This is a genomic window from Paenibacillus sp. CF095, from assembly GCF_900101225.1.
Lineage (GTDB): Bacteria > Bacillota > Bacilli > Paenibacillales > Paenibacillaceae > Paenibacillus.
The window spans coordinates 166,890-186,039 of the sequence record NZ_FMZN01000003.1 but is presented as its reverse complement, the minus strand read 5'-3'; the positions used below and the strand labels follow the sequence as shown (position 1 = coordinate 186,039).

At 41.9% G+C, this 19,150-nt stretch carries 12 protein-coding genes, 1 pseudogene and 1 CRISPR repeat array; of the genes and pseudogenes, 1 reads left to right on the top strand and 12 read right to left on the bottom strand.

The genetic code is table 11. From position 1 onward, the window contains the following. Positions 1-528 precede the first annotated feature (528 nt). The 9 genes from cas6 (BLS69_RS23280) to BLS69_RS23245 all read right to left on the bottom strand — a co-directional run bounded on the left by cas6 (BLS69_RS23280) (position 529) and on the right by BLS69_RS23245 (position 13,837). A complete protein-coding gene (gene cas6 / locus BLS69_RS23280) occupies positions 529-1,416 on the bottom strand; it encodes a CRISPR system precrRNA processing endoribonuclease RAMP protein Cas6 (RefSeq protein ID WP_091036918.1) in 888 nt (295 codons plus the stop codon). Positions 1,417-1,643: 227 nt separating this feature from the next. Next, positions 1,644-1,820 carry a hypothetical protein gene (locus BLS69_RS32260; protein ID WP_176872965.1) on the bottom strand — a complete coding sequence of 59 codons (177 nt, stop codon included), beginning with the start codon at positions 1,818-1,820 and terminating at the stop codon, positions 1,644-1,646. A gap of 382 nt (positions 1,821-2,202) precedes the next feature. Further along, a complete protein-coding gene (locus BLS69_RS23275) occupies positions 2,203-4,578 on the bottom strand; it encodes a hypothetical protein (protein WP_091036916.1) in 2,376 nt (791 codons plus the stop codon). Further along, positions 4,575-4,991, bottom strand: a complete 417-nt coding sequence (locus BLS69_RS23270; protein WP_091036914.1) for a hypothetical protein — start codon at positions 4,989-4,991, stop codon at positions 4,575-4,577. Before BLS69_RS23270 ends, BLS69_RS23275 begins: the two co-directional genes overlap by 4 nt. A 1-nt stretch (position 4,992) precedes the next feature. Continuing rightward, positions 4,993-6,468 (bottom strand): RAMP superfamily CRISPR-associated protein, encoded by a 1,476-nt coding sequence (locus tag BLS69_RS23265; RefSeq protein ID WP_091036911.1) that lies wholly within the window; start codon positions 6,466-6,468, stop codon positions 4,993-4,995. Further along, positions 6,465-8,264, bottom strand: coding sequence for a hypothetical protein (locus tag BLS69_RS23260; RefSeq protein ID WP_091036908.1), 1,800 nt, complete (start codon positions 8,262-8,264; stop codon positions 6,465-6,467). The genes BLS69_RS23265 and BLS69_RS23260 overlap by 4 nt, the downstream gene beginning before the upstream one ends. Continuing rightward, positions 8,261-9,001 (bottom strand): hypothetical protein, encoded by a 741-nt coding sequence (locus BLS69_RS23255; RefSeq protein ID WP_091036906.1) that lies wholly within the window; start codon positions 8,999-9,001, stop codon positions 8,261-8,263. The genes BLS69_RS23260 and BLS69_RS23255 overlap by 4 nt, the downstream gene beginning before the upstream one ends. Then, positions 8,988-10,481: a Cas10/Cmr2 second palm domain-containing protein gene (locus BLS69_RS23250; RefSeq protein ID WP_143023616.1), complete on the bottom strand. Its 1,494-nt coding sequence runs from the start codon at positions 10,479-10,481 to the stop codon at positions 8,988-8,990. Before BLS69_RS23250 ends, BLS69_RS23255 begins: the two co-directional genes overlap by 14 nt. Before the next feature lie 1,832 nt (positions 10,482-12,313). Then, positions 12,314-13,837: an SAVED domain-containing protein gene (locus BLS69_RS23245; RefSeq protein ID WP_091036900.1), complete on the bottom strand. Its 1,524-nt coding sequence runs from the start codon at positions 13,835-13,837 to the stop codon at positions 12,314-12,316. A 278-nt stretch (positions 13,838-14,115) separates the two neighbouring features. Between BLS69_RS23245 and BLS69_RS32715 the strand changes: the two are divergent. Beyond that, positions 14,116-14,238, top strand: a pseudogene (locus BLS69_RS32715) (IS5/IS1182 family transposase); the annotation flags it as partial. 767 nt (positions 14,239-15,005) lie between these two features. Here the strand turns inward: BLS69_RS32715 and BLS69_RS23240 are convergent. The 3 genes from BLS69_RS23240 to BLS69_RS32985 all read right to left on the bottom strand — a co-directional run bounded on the left by BLS69_RS23240 (position 15,006) and on the right by BLS69_RS32985 (position 19,139). Then, complete coding sequence (locus BLS69_RS23240) at positions 15,006-15,251, bottom strand: hypothetical protein (RefSeq protein ID WP_143023615.1); 246 nt, start codon at positions 15,249-15,251, stop codon at positions 15,006-15,008. Between the two features lie 432 nt (positions 15,252-15,683). Next, positions 15,684-16,190: direct repeats of the CRISPR family, unit length 33 nt; unit sequence ATTTCAATCCACGCACTCCATACGGAGTGCGAC. Positions 16,191-16,539: 349 nt separating this feature from the next. After that, positions 16,540-17,427: a CRISPR system precrRNA processing endoribonuclease RAMP protein Cas6 gene (gene cas6, locus BLS69_RS23235; protein ID WP_091036894.1), complete on the bottom strand. Its 888-nt coding sequence runs from the start codon at positions 17,425-17,427 to the stop codon at positions 16,540-16,542. Between the two features lie 1,340 nt (positions 17,428-18,767). After that, positions 18,768-19,139 (bottom strand): DUF2085 domain-containing protein, encoded by a 372-nt coding sequence (locus BLS69_RS32985; RefSeq protein ID WP_371129092.1) that lies wholly within the window; start codon positions 19,137-19,139, stop codon positions 18,768-18,770. Positions 19,140-19,150 lie beyond the last annotated feature (11 nt).

The window sequence follows — 19,150 nt, the reverse complement described above, 5'->3', positions numbered from 1 at the left end:
GAAGGCGGCAAAAATTTAAATCCACGCTCTCCATACGGAGTGCGACCCGGGAGGTGAGCGCCGAAGAGGCGCCGCAATTTCATTTCAATCCACGCACTCCATACGGAGTGCGACGTCGTTGCATCCCTCATTGGACTTAAAGCTATAGGATTTCAATCCACGCACTCCATACGGAGTGCGACAGTGGAAATACACGTATCAAGTTATGTTTAGAACCCCATAATACGTATTTCCGATACTTTTTCCACATATTAGCTCCACTATATCCCACAACAGCATATAAACTCAATATCCTTATTGCCAAAAGGTCATAAAACTGAAGATTTCAACAAATTTCGAGGTGCGAATCTCCCTGGGAATTCATGTGAGCTTCGGGTTCGCACCTCCTTCAGCTGACTTCATGGCATTTCGCAATTCATTACTACCACTGGATTAAGGATGAACGATACACTCCGTCCTACAAGATTCATAGCCCACATATTACTCACTCACATCAAAATCCTGTTTAATTGGACAAGACTTTTCACATTACATCGATCTGTAGACTACATCGATCTGTCCACAACCAAACGTGGAGTTTCTTCCGATATGTAAAATACGAGCAGCGTTCAGCCAAGGGATAAATGGAGACAGCTCCCCCTCAAACGTTAGTGAACCCAGCATGCCGCTCCAATCCACCGATTCTTTCTTTCGACTAGAGTATCGATGCATCTCATTCAGATATAATCCGGAAGATGTCAGGCTCATCTCGCTTGCCAATTCACATACCTTCATCGCTACATCCGTGTTTATATTTCCTCCATAACGTTCCGTCAACAACTGAATTCTTTTCGTAATGCTCCGAATGATCGTGGGAAAATCAATTGTCTGTACCAGCGCCCCACCTCGACGTATTCGAACAGGGGTCAACAGATTTATAGAGCACCATGAAGCATGTTCTTGCAGTGCATGGACAGAAATATTTTCGGGTATAGCTGCGTTCATCTCGAATTGTCCCTGTTTCCAAATGGGTCCGTACTGATCTGCATGAAAAATGTCTGTTAGTTCGAATGCCTTACGTTCGGCTCCAATTCCAAATGTCTGTGCCTGGGTCAACGACGTCGTGATATCCTTGGCGTAACGAACCGCATCTCCGATCAAGATGAGCTTGAAGCATAACGCATCACCTTTATCATAGAATGCCTTTGGCCGGGGTGGCTCAATGATATAAGGGTTGACGATATCCTGTGCAGCCCCACCCCATCGGCGATTCTCGAATATATACCTATAGGATTCCGAATGCCGAGTTAGCGCCCAACCAGTCACACCATGAAGCGTAGAGCCGAGAAATGCGGGCAAACGTGTCGTTTCCTTACATTTAAGTCGAATAAGTAACGGGAGGTATTCTAGCGAAAAAATAGGTGCTTGTCTATTCATACGATACTCCAATTCTGATGTAGATCAAAGATTACAAAACTAACGGCAAGCTATCTGTAATTAACCCGAGGCACTACATATGGTGTGCGACTGATATACGGTTTTGATTTTTATGACAAACCAGAGATTTCAATCCACGCACTCCATACGGAGTGCGATAGATAGGCGTTGGCCGCTTTGGCCGACATATCAATATTTCAATCCACACACTCCATGCGGAGTGCGACTCAAACGACTGGAACGATGATCTGAGAGCGGTCAGATTTCAATCCACGCACTCCACGCGGAGTGCGACCGGGTACCGTCGGCCATACAGCCAATGACTCGCAAATTTCAATCCACGCACTCCATGAGGAGTGCGACTTAACCTGTCGCTTCGACAGATCGTACCCATCCAATTTCAATCCACGCACTCCATGCGGAGTGCGACATATAAAGTAATAAATATTCCAGATCATAATTGATATTTCAATCCACTCACTCCATGCGGAGTTCGACCCAATATCGGCGGGGCCTTTTTGCGTTGCATAGATTTCAATCCACTCACTCCATGCGGAGTTCGACAGCGAAAAAAGACGTATTAATTTATATTTAGTACACCTTAATACGTATTTCCGATACTTTTTCCACATATTAGCTCCACTATATCCCACAACAACATATAAACTCAACCGTTATTTTGCCAAAAGGTATCAAAATTGGTGTTTTCGACAATTTTTGAGGTGCGAATCCCCCAGGAAAATCATGTGAGCTTGAGTTTCGCACCTCATACTTTGGCCATTAAAACTACTCTACCGTAGACTTCAAAACCCAATCAGTCGGATATCCACCTCCACTTTGCTTCTCGCCTAAATTTGCTCTCACTTCATTCATATTACTCCAGTTCACATGGTTTCTATCAGAAGCTTCAAACTCTCTTTCCAATTTACTTTGAACATACCTCTTGATATCAACTCGTTTCAAGATAGAATCACTCTTCATCAATTCACTATATGCCTTTACAAAGGCAGCAGGCTCAACTTCCGCTGCCTTGAACGGTTCAATCACCAGTGACTCGAAACTACTTTCTTGCTGTTCCAATAAAACTACAATCGATTCAAACTGTACCTTGCCATAACCATAGGCCTTCGCTCCACCAATAAGCTCGTAGTATGGTTTTCCTTCGTTATTATAAGTTGTAACGTCGGGCAAGAGTTTAATATCCATAGCAAGCAATAGCAGCCCTAGCTCAGCTTTGGTTAAGTTTTTGAAATGAATTTCCCCATCAAAATCAAATGATATTTGTGATGGATCATAGACTTGGCGTTGACTCAGCATACTACTCGATTCATCAATGTCCTTAGGTATCGTTGGAATTGTCTGGGGTAACACGTGATAAAATTTGACCCCTCGTAAACTTGGATCTGGTGCATTACGATTTGCTTGTCCGGTCTTAGTTTCAACTGACCCTTCATAAGTAGGAATCCCTCTACCGTTGGGCTTCAAGTACATCGCTCCAGCAGAAGCTTGTGGGGTTGATAACAAAAACTTTTTTTCTTGTCCACGAATCTCTCCACTTACACGGACGGGGCTAAAGCGCAAACGTGACTTGTAAGCTTGCAATGCCTCATCATGATCTTTCCGGCTATCTATGGATACAAATCCGAACAGAGCACTTGCATAGTCAATACCTTCTGCGTCTTTGTCGCCCAATAGCTTATTCAACTGGTGATCATACGGAATTTTAAAGTACGGCGTGCGGCCCACAGCAACTAAAACTTCCGTTGAATTATCTTCTCGCTTCTCTAACCTTGTCTGGTAGAACACCACTTGAGGCTCTGTATTTTGGTCTCTCTTTGCCTTAAATAAATTATAGTGCTCCTTATCCTTATCTTGCTCATTCGACTTCAGACGCAGTCTCTCAAACGCCTTAGTATAACTAATGATCACGCTATCTGAAACATCAAGTCTGACCGCATCTTCCTGCTCTCTTCCTATAAGATAATGTGCCCGCTTCGACCCGGCATTCGTAGAGTTAAAAAGCATACCGTCCATGCCTCCTTCTACGTCAGATGAAGCATGATCAATACGCGTAACACTTTTTCCTGAAAGAGCATACTTGACCTTTTTATCGTAGGGAGAGATTGTTTTTTTGACTGATTTCCCTTCATATATTTGATACATTTCTGCTTTTAACGCCCATCTTTTTGTGAGCTGAGCAAATAACTCCTCTAGTTGTTGTTCTGTATTGTATTGTTTAAGCTTAATACTAAGTTTAGAATGCAGTTCAGATGTTAAGTTTTGGATGCCATCTTTCTCATATTTAATTCGACGTGCGACTTTAGTGAAAACAAAATCCTTTGTAAATACTTCCTGAATAGCGAGGGAGATCGGATGATCTGAACGAATTTTAAGTCTCTTTCTTGAATCACGAATATTATCATCCAATTTATTAATTTCGCTACTAAGCTTAGTCATAACCTGTTTCATAGTCTCACGCCCAATTAAAGCAGACCAATTAAACAATCTATTTTTTTCTGGCAGCACATTATTCTTCATATTAATGATATCTAGTTCCTGAATGGACACAAAATGTTTCTCTCCAATCATCACAGCAGGGACGATATAGAAACTGCCTGTGTTGTCACGATACAAATATCCTGCCTTTACCGCTTGCTCTAACCCCTGATCATCTGTGATCCCAAGCTTCTGTTTGTATCGCTCACCCTTATTAATTTTCCGATAAAGCATTTCGCTGTCATCCACAAATTCTGGGTAGCTGGCACTCAATACTTCAACATTGGAGCGAAGCTTGCCTCGGATCTGGCTGCCGCTCAACCAATATTCTGTAGGCCCGCCATCTTTATATGTTTCTCTCAATTCGAGAACAAGTGGCGAGCGCGGCTTGATCTGATAGGAGATGCAACCGGATAGATGCCCGGTTTCGTGCATATCATGACGGGGTGGCTTTTTGGCTTCATCCCGACGATGATATGGATAGTAGTATTCCGGTTTACCATCTGTACTGGGTAAGGAGATAAAGTCGTAAGGTAGCGTAATCTCCTTCAACTTTGAATCGTTCCCCTGACCCCGACCACTCTTTTGGTTGTTCCACGGCTTCCTTCCAGAAGAGTGCTGGTTAGAGCGTTTATGGCTTGAATGCTTAACATATTGATCACTCATTGCGCATCTCCTTTCTCCAAGCTGTACAGCATAGTAAGCTCTACATAAGCCAAATCATCCTCATAGGCGATTCGTTCACATACAGTCAATTTCGTATATCTAGCTTTGCCCGACCCAGTCGTATTGTAGGGAGCCTGCTCCAACTCGTAGCTTCGCTGGATAACAGTGCTCTCTTCATCTCCAACGATGATCGGCTCATAGGCTACCAATTGCCCATCCTCCCGCGCAACGTATAACTCCTTTTTCCCATCAAAAAAATGCCCTTCCAGCACCATATCTTCGTCCAGCGCTTGAACCAGTTTCCCATATTCCCTCTCATCATTAGTTGTGCCTAACAATATCCGATCAAATAAATGCACAATGAAGGAAAATGGCTTTTCCGGCATAAGCTTAATGTCAAATGCAGCCCTCATTTCAAGCTTCCCCCTCTTTATTCAAAAATGCTACGAAAAGGTCATAGTAAACTTTAAGCTCAGCTTGACCTTTTTCATCTAAAGGACCGGTATTGCTGAATCTCAGTATATCTCCGTCAAGATAAACCTCAGTTTCCTTAGCCTCAAACTGTCCCAGGCCGATCACCGTTCTTCCTCCAAGCGGAAGTAACCCTGAACCGATGTTACGCAACAAATATATGAGCGGGAACAGCTTGCCCTCAGCGTATTTAACGTCCTCAACGTCTTTACCAACTCTGAGTTCCAAACGAATCTCCGCACTTCCGCGTACTTCATTCTGCGTTTTGAGCGCCCCGTCAATGACACCGCCAGTGATTCGGTCAATTCGATTGTATGTCGGTTTGGTGTTCTGGTTATTTATTCGTTCAATATTCATTTCACTTACTTCATCTATAACAACATTGGATACCATAACCGATCCTATCTTGTCCTGGCTTCCGAACCACTCCTGCAAAAGTGTATCCACCCGTATTTCACGTTCAGCAATAGACCTCTCCTGATCCGGGAGCATACGAAATAAAAGTCGTCTCATTTCATGACGAAGTATCCCCTTGATGCTTGAGCCCGGCAAATAATAGGTTTCATCTACACTACGTAGAAGCCCTGTCACCTGAGTTCCATGTTCCTTGCTCTGTTCCCGATCCGTATATGACTGATAAACACCATAGGGGAAGTGTCCCTTCAAGCTAAGTTCAATCGTTGGATGGCCCAAGATATACTCTACGTACTTCCGTGCATCCTCGGTACAATCTTTCTCCTCACCTTTGTGGCGATTAAAAATAAATTGCTCCAGGGCTTCCGAACTATCGAAAAGAAATTCACGGCATGTTAAATGCTCCAATGAGAACCGGCCGTGACCGTTACTTTTTTGTCCGCCAAACCGTAATTCCCCCCGATGAATCGCTGTCGCCCAAGTATAGATCAGCTTTGTAAAAGAAAGCCTCACATGCGCTGCATCCGTTATATCGGCCTCTTTAGGTGATGTGGTTTCCTCAGGATTTGTATCGCATTCGACCGTAAAGACCAGTTCTGTTCCTTGCGGTAGGTCATAACGTGTGTATTTATGGTTGTTGAGTGCGGATCCGGTCTTGGGATCAACTGCTGTTCCTTCCATAGCTAACAATCCAGCATTACCTTGATCTATTACCAAAGGGTTATCAGGCAACTTCAAGTGACCATCACTAATATAAACTCGACTTTCCTCGAATTCTTCTTTCTCATCAATAGATTTCTTCGGTCCGCCTAAGTAGTACATGATATCTGCAGATATCACTTCACTGCTGGCATTTAGCCAACTTCGCAGTGCCCCGCCAATGCTGTTGCCACTAACAAATGGCTTGTCATCTCCATCTAATAACAATGCCCCCTGCAAATTGCCTCCAAAATGAATCGGCGTTTTCGCCCGAAGTGTGAAGGTAAATCGTCGTCTAGTGCTCATTCGAATTTCGCCTCCCCTGTGGTAGACATTTGATGGATATACAATGCCTCGTAGAGCAATTCGGCAATAAAACGTTTCTGCTCCGCAATATCAGCTATTATCGAATCAGTTGCAGTCTGAACAGCCATATAATACATTCGGCCATGGCTGCTCTTAAGCTTCATAACTGCCAATCGAGACAACTTTTCATGCTCAGGGGCGACCCGATCATTCTTCAAAAACTTCATTATCTCATCAAAATGAACGCCTTCCAGTGAGAAAAATTCTTTATTTTGACGGTATGTCTGTTTGCTAACCGTATTGGTTTCTAAGCCAACAGCAACCTCCGACACACCCTGATCATGAAGCCACTGTTTCAACAGTTTGATCATAACCTGGCAATGGTGCGACTTAAGGTTGTTCACCTTCAGTACTCCAAAACCATCTGTGGCGGGTGTGTTCTTCATTTTTTTGGACAGCATTCGCAGCCAGTGCTGTCGATTGTCACCCAGCCCCTTACTGATTAATCGAATGGAATCAGCAATATGAGGTGCAACCTTAGAGTTTGATTTGGTATCAATGGATTTCCCATCAGACACTATTTGTTCGAATTGACCATCTACAGTAGGTGTCTTAGACGATTGTTCTCGACTCTCTTTCGAAACTGCTGGAATGGATTGCACTCGTAATCGGGAAGGATACGGAAGATTGACGGCAATCCAACCATAGCCCTCCTGTGTGCGCGCACCATATCGATGTTGCTCTAGAGCAGCAATTACTCTTTCCCGTGTCTGTTCATCCACCTGACCTTTCAAATAATATCGCATAACGGAGCCCGCCTTGATGGTTGTTTCCTTTGGATATCGTGCTTTCCAGGTCGCATTATATCCTTCTGTCAGACCGGTCTGCACGAAATGACCTTGTCCATCAGCGACCCGTTTTAATTGTATATTGCCGTATTCCTCCAAAACTTCCTCCGGCAAATAGGACAATGGCTCACCGTATCGGCCACGCACGATAACATCAGAGAGGCAGGTTAACGTCAGCACGTTCACTTCCTCAGGTGAATCTGCTTCACTTCTAGGCCCATTGATCCCAAGTTGCTGTCGAACCTCTGCATAATCTGATTCTGGATTGCCTATGGTATTCACTTGGCAACGCCCATAGCCAGAACCTTTAGAACCTCCAAGATACCAATTGTCTGAGCCTTCCCACATGGACTCCATCTGTGGTTTGATATCCTCTTTATAGGCAATCACTGAGCGGAAAATATGACCAGGATCTAGCGCCTGATAACTGAACAGATTGGCTCGTTCACGTAGATCCTTGTTAAGCAGTGAACTATGATGAAGACGATAATTTTTGCTTGGTCTAATGCCCTCCATGTGTCCATCCCTAATGGTTACGTAAGGCTGCGGAAGCTGATTCTTTGGCAAGTTTTGGCTGTGCGCATTCACTTCCTCCGACGTAGCAGCTGTATATAAATTAGTCAGTTCCACCGTTCCATTAACGTATCCTTGGTCAAACAGACTTCTCTGCCTTCTGTACTCATGCTTGTCCATACGTAAATGTTGGGGGGACGGCAGATACAATTGCCCATTCTGATAAAGGTAAGCATTGGAGCATTCCATATGTTGTAAAACTGACTTTGAATCCCCGAACAGATTCAGACGCTGCATACGAGCTATTGCTCCACCACGTAAGGTTGAGCCCGGAATATAGTCCTTACAAGGCTCATCCCAATGGGCTTTATTGCCGCCAGCGCCAATCTTCAAAGGCTCCAGATTCCGAATCTCAATGACCTGATACCACATCATGCCGTTGCTCCCCCTCCCAGTTGTAGTTCCTGCCGTGCATCCTTCCCGTTAATCAGGAGCGTAGCTTCGATCTCCCCACGTCCACGGTGAACACCAGCACCGATTCGATCCAGCGAACAAATAATTCGCAACAGATCCGGTAACACTTGAGTAGGGTCTTCCTCGAAGAAGATTTGTGCTTGGAAAACAAACCCTTTTTTGACCGCTTGATACGTGTTCAGCATTTTGTCTTTAACAATGCCTTCCTCCAGTTGTATCTCCGTTCGAATATACGTCTGGGCAGATATCAAATCATGTATCGAGAATTCACTGGAATCAATTATCGTACGGAAAGCATCCTTCACCTCATGTGGCAGTTCCAGATGAGTAAGTTTCATCATTCCCTGACCTCGAAGACCCTTTTCTGCCTGCCTATATTTCAAATAACCACTCATAAATTCCTCTAAGCCCCAAGCTTTTCCCAACTCCCATGTATTGACGCCAAACAAGACATCCATTGAATAGAGAAAATCATATGCCTGAACATAATTCCCTTTCCCAATGGCAATATATTGCCGTAATAACCAGAGGGCCTGACGCTTGAGTTGCCCCTTTAAGGACTTGGCATGAAAATAGACAAATCCATAATCATCGCTAAGTGCTCGGGATTGGACCAGATTCCGCTCCTTCTCCCCGCTGGCAAAGATAGCTTCGCTCAATAGCCGAAGCTCCAGCACATATTCATTACTGCTTCCCATGAACAACGGCCTCCTTCCCATAGATAAATGCCATCGTCTCCAGCACATCGTTCAATACATATCGATATTCATCGCAATTGTCTCTGGCATTACGTTCAATGATCGCCCCATATTTGGTTCTGATTCGTCCTATATCCGAATCCATATCAACGGATTGATGATCTTGTGCAAAATGCTTTTTCACGAGTTGTGACAGCTTATCTCCAGAGCCCGTCTGATCCAGCTCGAATAACAAACTGTAACTCTCCCAGCCACTGTATAATTGCTTCTTGATTTTCTCAAGAAAAGAACTACTGACATCCTGTTCATTCGAATTTTGCTTATTCATCATGCTATGTAGCTCAGTAACCAGGTCACGGAAAGCATGGTAGCTATACACCCCATGGTCTATGCCTGCATCCTGATCAACCCTTAGCGGTCTGATACGATATTTTTCATGTATTCTGGCTCTTGCCACACGCTTCTCGTAAGCAGTCTGGGCACTTACTTGACCTTGCACGATATCCCAGTCGATGAATGATGCCGCAACCGCTTTATTTTCCGCGGAACGATGCAAAGCCTCTTTTGCCTGATGACAGAGCTTCTCGGCCATCTTGATGGCATCAAAGAAAGGATAAGTAACTTTGACTATAGCTACTCCAGCACATGCGGTAAGATAAGACTGTTGGCCTGACACCGCATTCATCGCTTTTTCCAGAACGTTTTTTGCTTTCTCCTCCAACGACAATCCTTGAAGCTGCTTCAGGATGTCTGCCGCAATGTCCAGCGCATCCTCTGCTTGTGTAACCAGACAGATATCATCACCGGACATCAACACGGGTGTAACCTGCAACGTTTTATTATGGCGAACAGCATAGTGATAGAGTGCACCAGCAACAGCGTCTGAGTAGATTCGCTCAATTTCATCACTGAATTCCTTCATGTCTTCGATAGAATCCAACCTGTGAAACATCTCACCCATCCGATTTCCGTCTAAGGCAATGATGCCAATATAGCTTTTTTGATCATTTTGGGCTTTGTAGCTTGCCAATTCCGTTGTGATCTGAACCAAATTATGATTAGCATCCAATGCTTTCAAACGCTCTTCCAGACGACCAAACAAAAAATGGCGAGCCTTATGCAACGACTGATCATTCTTTTTAGCAATCGCTCCAGATTCAAACTCATTTTCATGTTTATTAAGCCAATCCATCGGCTTGCCACTCTCGCCAATTTTTTCGACTCCATAGCTCCAGCGACGAAACATGGCTCGACGCTTATCCTTCAATAGGTCAGCACGATGATTAAGCATTTGCCGGATAGCTTTCATATTCTTCTTAGTTACTCCGGGGAACTTCTCTTCTGAAAACCTCTCCTCTGGAAGCTCCTGCTCTGTCATTTTACTAATATACAGTTCAATATCAGGATAATCGCGTAGCACTTCTAGCGAATATGCTCTGCTAAATTGCTTTGCCTGCTCTTCCTCATTAAATCGGAGCATGCTGTTGCCTCCACCAGAGTAAATCACAGTATATTGCCTTGGAAAATGCATCTCTAGAAATGTTTTCAACATAACACAAGATCCAACTACTTGAGAGCCTTCATCTGTATTTTCGGGTATTTCCGTAATAGTCTTAATCACATAAGAACTGATGAGATTGTCTCGCAGACTCTTGTTTCGGTAAATATACTCTTGCTTTCTCGACACATCAATAAAGACATATGTCTCCACGATTTCTCTACCTCCCTTTTCTATCTCTGCTATACAGCTTCCACATGTTTCACATAGCCAGACCTCAGGCCCATAAAATGATTCTGAAGACTTACATCTCACGTGTTATTCTTTCTCTATGCTGGGCTATATTCCCTTTTATTTCGAGAGGATTCTACATTATTTTACAAAACACGAAAAACCCGCTCTCCGCTAATCGCGTAAAGCGAGCTTTAATAGCCCTGAATGATTTATTTTAATTGATCTAGTTTTAGTCCTATTCTGAACATGGGTCAGAATTTTGGGGTTGTTGATTAACATAAAGTTAATTCAATTGTAGATTGTTTTGTTAGCAAGGCATTACCTTCTACCTTCAAGCCCTCCAGTATACTGATCTGTGTTGCTTTTCTTCTTTTAATATATGGACTCATTCTTAGTTACTACTTGTTCCTCTCACGGTGAGTGATACGTTTCTCTGTTTCTTCCCAAGGGTGCTTTCACAATACATACTTTGTAAAAGAGATGCCGGCACTCCATACGGAGTGCGACACATAAGCGCATATTAAAAGGGGCTGTTCGACATATTTCAATCCACGCACTCCATACGGAGTGCGACCTCCAACCAGGTATCCACGTAGTTCAGGCGGATCAATTTCAATCCACGCACTCCATACGGAGTGCGACAGCGAAAAAAGCGTATCCATGTTTTATTTCCCTATCCATATTACGTATTTCCGCATTCTTTATCAAGTAACATCTATCTTTATTATGAATATCAGTATCCATTCCAGATCTTCGTTGCCAAAAGGTCACGAAAAGGACGTTTTCGACAAATTTTGAGGTGCGAATCTCCCAGGGATTTCATGTGAGCATAGGGTTCGCACCTGCTTCAGATGACTTCATGGCATTTCGCAATTCATTCTACCACTGGATCAATGATGAGATACCCATTATGACGATTACAAGATTTGTTTTTTTCTTGGGTCCATTTGATTTGAGCAAGAGGGTCGGCTTGTTTCCACTCTTCTGCCTCTCTATCCGAAATCCAAAGGGGGAATTGATTTCCATTCAGGTTCGTTCACATTTGAATATGTTTTTAGAATAGAACTTGAATCCATTGTTTCATTAAGAACTCCCAAGAGCTCTCAATAACCAGGTTTCAATATCTTCCAAAAATCGTAAGTCGGTTACACTGTTAGATTCTAATATCCCTTCTTCACTTTCTGAAGGAGCTGCACTAATAACAACATCTAGATCTAAATAAATTAATGATATCCCAATTGAACATCTCTGAATTTCATATTCCTACATAGTGTTTCTCCATAAAAAGAACAAATCTTAAAAATACATCTTCTGGATTGCTGTATTACTTCATACTGAGTTTAGTTACACAATGACATCGACATCCGAACAACTCTCTCCTTTTGGACGAACAGATTTAGATCTTATATAATTCCCTTGGAAAAATAAACTTACATAGATATTTCTTCATCAGCATCTAATCAATTTCTTAGCGTTGTGTGGCTTTTAAAAATATCATCCACTTGTTCTCTGTTAATAAAATTCCTTCAAGAAATCTTGCGAAGTAGGTTGGAATATTCACAGAGAGACCTCCATTTTAGTTAGAGTGGGAGTGAAAACGAAGAATGATATGATCCATCACCTGATAAATCATGTTCATATAGCTCTATTCTAGGTATATTAGCTGCTTGTTGACCAAGGAAGAAAACAAATCCACCCGGCGCAGCAATAAAAAAGTGAACTTTTCCTTTTCTCTGGTGAGGGTTACGTTGATCTAGCACCTTAATGACTTGCTCTGCAAGTAACCAAGCATGAGTACCATCTTTAATAGCTTTAAATCCAACTGAAGGCATACAAAAATGATAGAAAGTTTGTACTTGAAGATCCCTATCCTCTATATACCATTCAACATGAGCTTTAACATTACGGGTTACACTAATTGCAACTACTGTATCCCCTTGATTTAATTGATTATCTGAGAATTTTTCATTGAAGAAGCTCATGTAGTCAGGTTCTTCATCAAAATGTATATCTGGTATCCAAGCCATCAATCCATCTCCACGTTGTACTGGAAATGCCTTCACTCCAGATTTAGGATTGAGTATCAATCCTGAAACAAATGTTATAGAGAGATGTGTAATAAATTGAATTAAGTAGGCACTACCTGGTGAAAAAACTTCTTGTATGAATCCCTTTAATTTTGGTGCAATGTCAGCAATCCAACTTCGGTCCACTTTGATTAGTCGTTTATCAAAATGGTCACTTAGACAAAGTAGATGGCTGGTCTCTTCTGCTAGATTTTCAGTAAAAGGAAGAAAACTTCTAATTCCGACGGGGATTTCATCATTTAGAATCAAAGGCCGCCCTGAGTATAGCCTCTCTTTTTTACATAATCTAAGAAGATTATCTTTGTTAAAGTTTTTACTCCCTTTACTAGCACAATTAACAATTAAATCATTATATGGATTGACAAGAATCGTTGCATCAATTGGCTTAAGTCCAGCCAGCATTAACTTTGTGTTTAGTTGTTCTTGAATCATTAATGAGATACCTGGTTTACTATGTTGAATACGAATACTTCTAAGGATTTGTCGCAATTCGTCCTCATCACGAAGTTCGAGTTGTTCTATCATATATTTTCTAGCAAGTGCAATTTTACTTCTCCGTTTTCCGTCGAAAAATAAATCTAAATTCAACTTATTATGATGATTATCCAATAACTTTTCTAAGAGATCACCTTTTTGAATGTTCCATGGAGTTAGTAGATGGAATCGGGCTTTGGTGTATCCTTGCTTTATAGCATCCCGAACTCTGTGTAAAAATGAGTGTGTCGAAGCGTTAATAAATGAAGGGTTAATGAGGTCCAGCAATTCAATCTGTTCTGTATTCTTTACATGATACTTAACTTGGTAAAAATCCATCGTAATTTCATCATCAATACCATAATCGCCTGCAATTGGTTTATGATATTCAACTACAATATCATCGAGAGATTTAACCCGATCATCTTCATATGATACGGTTCGAATGTTGGATTCTTTATGTAGCAACTCGGAAGCAAATACCCAAAAATACAAATTTTGATAAGTCAGACCAGCATTTATAGCATCAATAGCTTTTCCCATTCTACCACAATCCTATTATAAGATTAAAGAACCTATGTTCCCTAATTATATTATTCCATACAAATTAATCATTTTCAATTATGATTACTAGGCTCATGAAATTTAACTCTGAGAAGTCACCAAAGTCAAAAAAATTATTAATCTCTCAAGGACGTGTCTCAAACTCATAAAATTGTAATATATAGGTTTACTGTATCGAATAAATACACGATACTAAATTCACGAAGAGACAATGGTCGCTATTCAAGATTTGTTTCCACCTGAACGAAAACCTCAAGGAGGCCACAATTGTGCGAGTTCACCAGCATGGATCAGGCGAAAGGGGGGAAAAGCAAGCGATCGGACGTTCCCGAGGTGAATTAAGCATGAAAATTCATGCGGTAGCTGACGCGTTAGGGAATCCATTCGCTTTGACTTGACCGGAGCCCGTCCAAGGTTTCAATAGCATCGCGTTTAACCTGATTCGATTGGCAACTGCGGGACAATCCTTAAAAGTATGAAACTGACCCGGAAGCAAGTTTTAGACGACCGAGCGTATATACGAATGCCATTCGGACCTTTTAGAAGGAACAAAAAGCCATACCGGTGATTCCCGGAAAGGAAAATCGCCGAGTGAGTGATCCTGAAATATGATTGGTATGTCTACAAAGAGCGCCATTTGGTGGAATGCTTCTTTAATAAAGTAAGAAATTTTTAGTGATTCGTTATGATAAATTAACGCGTACATTTAAGTCTTTTTTGGTCTTGGCATCCATTATGGTATGGCTTGCTTAGGTTTAGAGACGCTCACTAGCACATTAGGTTCTTTCGTCGTTTGTTCATAACAACTCTCTCCAAAAATCCACATATTGTTTGGCTCCGATGGTGTATATGTAACTCTATAACAAGCATTACTCTTTCTTTAAAAGTTTACTATATTTTCTGCATTGTTAGTGGGACTCTGTCAGGCTAGTAATCGCATCTAAGATTAAATTAGATCTCATTTAAAAGCCAGATGTAACATGTTACTTACTTGCACATGAAATCAACCTTAGGATTAAGAGTAATTAAACGATGTTAATCTAAGGAGCCATTTTAGTTTTTTAATAATGGATAACACGAAAAAGCCATACACGTGCTTGGAGTGCATGAAGATTCACATCCTCCTTGCATTCATTTGATAATCTTCCTATGTACTGAACCAGCCATTCTTGAATAAGTCGCATGATCTGCCCGCTACTAATGTAACTGTCTTGATCCAGAAAAGGATGCTCTTTCTTGCTGATTGGAATATAAGACAGTCCAATGTCCCTTCCTTCAATGCCTTTTCCACTTCATCGGTCGCAGATATAATCGGAACGACAAGAACACTGCCGGGCTTCAAATCAGGTTGTCCCTGATCATGCAGGTTCACAACCATGTGTCTACCATGCACAATAGCTCCTGGTTCCGGCGTTGAAACTGTGTGTTGGATTTCGGCACCTCGGTCCAGGATGCATATCCACGTTTAAGAGTTTTCCATTTCGTTGTACCCCTATTTATGTGAAGTAGAGCTGCATTAGCTCTGAGATGTCACATGCATGGTTTCTTTCAACATTGCTCGATCTATTTTGGCTTGCGTTTCCGAGTACGATTCATGTACTCGTTCAAATTTTATGCCCAACCTATTTTGTATTCTTTCTTTCAGACCAGCTAGGCGTCAACGTTTTTTGGAAGAAAAAGTTACTAGGTTACTCATGTTTAAAACCTCCCATATTACATAAACCACGGTATCAATTGTTAAAACTAGTTCACAGGAGTGTACAAGGGTGTATCAGCAGCTATTCGAAGGATGATGGAGCACAACCTTTCGCTGTGTTATATGGTTATCTCAATCCACGCAATCCATGCGGAGTACGACCTGTGATTCACAATGAGCCAGTGCCAGAAGAAATATTTCAATCCACGCACTCCATACGGAGTGCGACAAATGCAGAAGACACTGGATGCACGGATTATTGAGATTTCAATCCACGCACTCCATACGGAGTGCGACGCAAATAGAGCTGATGGGAAAGAAGCCAATAAGAATTTCAATCCACGCACTCCATACGGAGTGCGACCTATATATGGTAGGGTGAGGTGCAGACCATAGAATATTTCAATCCACGCACTCCATACGGAGTGCGACAACCGTATTTCGAATATCCAGACCCTGCTGATCCAATTTCAATCCACGCACTCCATACGGAGTGCGACGTTTCACAAAACTTACCTAGTCGTTCCTTTTTGATATTTCAATCCACGCACTCCATACGGAGTGCGACGAGACGAACACAAGACGTTCAATGACCTTTGTAGTATTTCAATCCACGCACTCCATACGGAGTGCGACAGCGGAAATACACGTATTAAGTTATATTTATAATCCCTTAATACGTATTTCCGATATTTTTTCCGCATATTAGCTCCACTATATCCCACAACAGCATAAAAACTCAATATTCTTGTTGCCAAAAGGTCATAAAACTGAATATTTCGACAAATTTCGAGGTGCGAATCTTCCTGGGAATTCATGTGAGCTTCGGGTTCGCACCTCCTTCAGCTGACTTCATGGCATTTCGCAATTCATTACTACCACTGGATTAAGGATGAACGATACACTCCGTCCTACAAGATTCATAGCCCACATCATATTACTCACTCACATCAAAATCCTGTTTAATTGGACAAGACTTTTCACATTATATCGACCTGTAGACTACATCGATCTGTCCACAACCAAACGTGGAGTTCCTTCCGATATGTAAAATACGAGCAGCGTTCAGCCAAGGGATAAATGGAGACAACTCCCCCTCAAACGTTAGTGAACCCAGCATGCCGCTCCAATCCACCGATTCTTTCTTTCGACTAGAGTATCGATGCATCTCATTCAGATATAATCCTGAAGATGTCAGGCTCATCTCGCTTGCCAATTCACATACCTTCATCGCTACATCCGTGTTTATATTTCCTCCATAACGTTCCGTCAACAACTGAATTCTTTTCGTAATGCTCCGAATGATCGTGGGAAAATCAATTGTCTGTACCAGCGCCCCACCTCGACGTATCCGAACAGGGGTCAACAGATGTATAGAGCACCATGAAGCATGTTCTTGCAGCGCATGGACAGAAATATTTTCGGGTATAGCTGCGTTCATTTCGAATTGTCCCTGTTTCCAAATGGGTCCGTACTGATCTGCATGAAAAATGTCTGTTAGTTCGAATGCCTTACGTTCGGCTCCAATTCCAAATGTCTGTGCCTGGGTCAACGACGTCGTGATATCCTTGGCGTAACGAACCGCATCTCCGATCAAGATGAGCTTGAAGCATAACGCATCACCTTTATCATAGAATGCCTTTGGCCGGGGTGGCTCAATGATATAAGGGTTGACGATATCCTGTGCAGCCCCACCCCATCGGCGATTCTCGAATATATACCTATAGGATTCTGAATGCCTAGTTAGCGCCCAACCAGTCACACCATGGAGCGTAGAGCCGAGAAATGCGGGCAAACGTGTCGTTTCCTTACATTCAAGTCGAATGAGTAACGGTAGGTATTCCAGCGAAAAAATAGGTGCTTGTCTATTCATACGATACTCCAATTCTGTAGATCAAAGATTACGAAACTAAAGGCATGCTATCTGTAATTAACCCGAGGCGCTACATATGGAGTGCAACAAAATTTTACTAGAGAAACTATCCATGTACAGATTTTAATTCACACACTCCATACGGAGTGCGACCTTCTTGTGAAGCAGTTTTACGAATAGTTGGTTCAAATCGGGTATTAAATCTTCCATTCTTAATATCTTTTAATCCCTATATGACTTCTGTCTTCCGGATTTGAGGAGCTTTTTAATTTGAGTAAGAAAGTTTTGGTCAACCGTAGAGTACATTCTACATCAATACATTTTAAAGTCGTGTCTTCCTCAGTGACGTTATTTTTACAGATAAAACGCTCTCCTGCAGTGGCACGGTGAGTACAGGTATCTTTTCAAAATTTCAATTCACGCACTACATTCCATACGAAGTGCGACCTGCTGCGGAGCTGGCAAACCTTATGACTTCACTATTTCAATCCATACACTCCATACGGAGTGCGACGAACACGTACATTTACAGCGGTTATGGATTACTTATTTCAATCCACGCACTACATATGGAGTGCGACGTTGGCTGTACTGGATTTATAACATAGGATGGATAATTTCAATCCACACACTCCATACAGAGTGCGACCCAATCAAATTCCCTCATTTATTCCAATACCTATTTCATTTCACGCACTCCGTACAGAGTACGACGGAAGATAAGTTTATCTCTACAGAGCAGTTTAAAATTTCAATCCACGCACTCCATAGGGTGTACGACCTCGAGCAGAATTCGAGGAACTCAAAAGACGCGAATTACAAACCACACACTCCATACAGAGTGCGACATAAAGCGCCAGTACACGCTACTAGAGCGTCAGGTATTTCAATCCACGCACTCCATAATGGGTGCGACCCGAACTTGCTACTCCTGCGTTAAGTGTTTTGATTTTGTTGCAAGCGAACAATATGCTACCGCTTCTCTAGTATGACTCATGTGTATACACTAATGACAATTAAGAATGTAAGATATACAATTATTGTTTTTCAAGAAAAATATAGAAGGAAAACGAAGTGATATTATCTAAATTAAAACCCTCAAAGTTAAACTAGCTAAATATTTGTTATGGAGAATTATCTCAGGCTATTCAGTACAACGCTTATTTTCAGATCATCGTCATCTTTGGGACACCACCTGAATTTATTTTGATTAAGTCTATATAGTCAGTGTAAATCCATTCTTATTTGGCCGTTCTCACTGTTAGTGCAAAAAGTGATGAGATGTTTAGTTAACCATCAAATCTTAATCTGAATATCCTGTTTCTTAACCGTACACAGTTCTAGCACATAAGAGCAACTAACCAGTTTGTAGTGTACCAGAGACCCACTCCACACAACGTTCCAGTAAGTATTCGTCGCCAATTTGTACTTTCTTTTCCCTTAACATATTGTCTCCAACCATCCCATATCATGGGGAAAATTAAGACGATTGATGTAGTTGCTAACACACTCATACTCCAATCGATTTTCCCATCTGGAATAATACTATGAAGCGCGTAACAAACTGTCAGTCCTAAAGCAACGCTCGAGCATCTCCAACATAGCGGGAAACAGAATTGTCCTATGTGAGGAGCCCTGTCTCGTTTTCGATTACATAACGGTACTATCCCAACGTCATCATATAAGGTCTTAAACCTTTTTCTTAACTCCATATTAATCAATT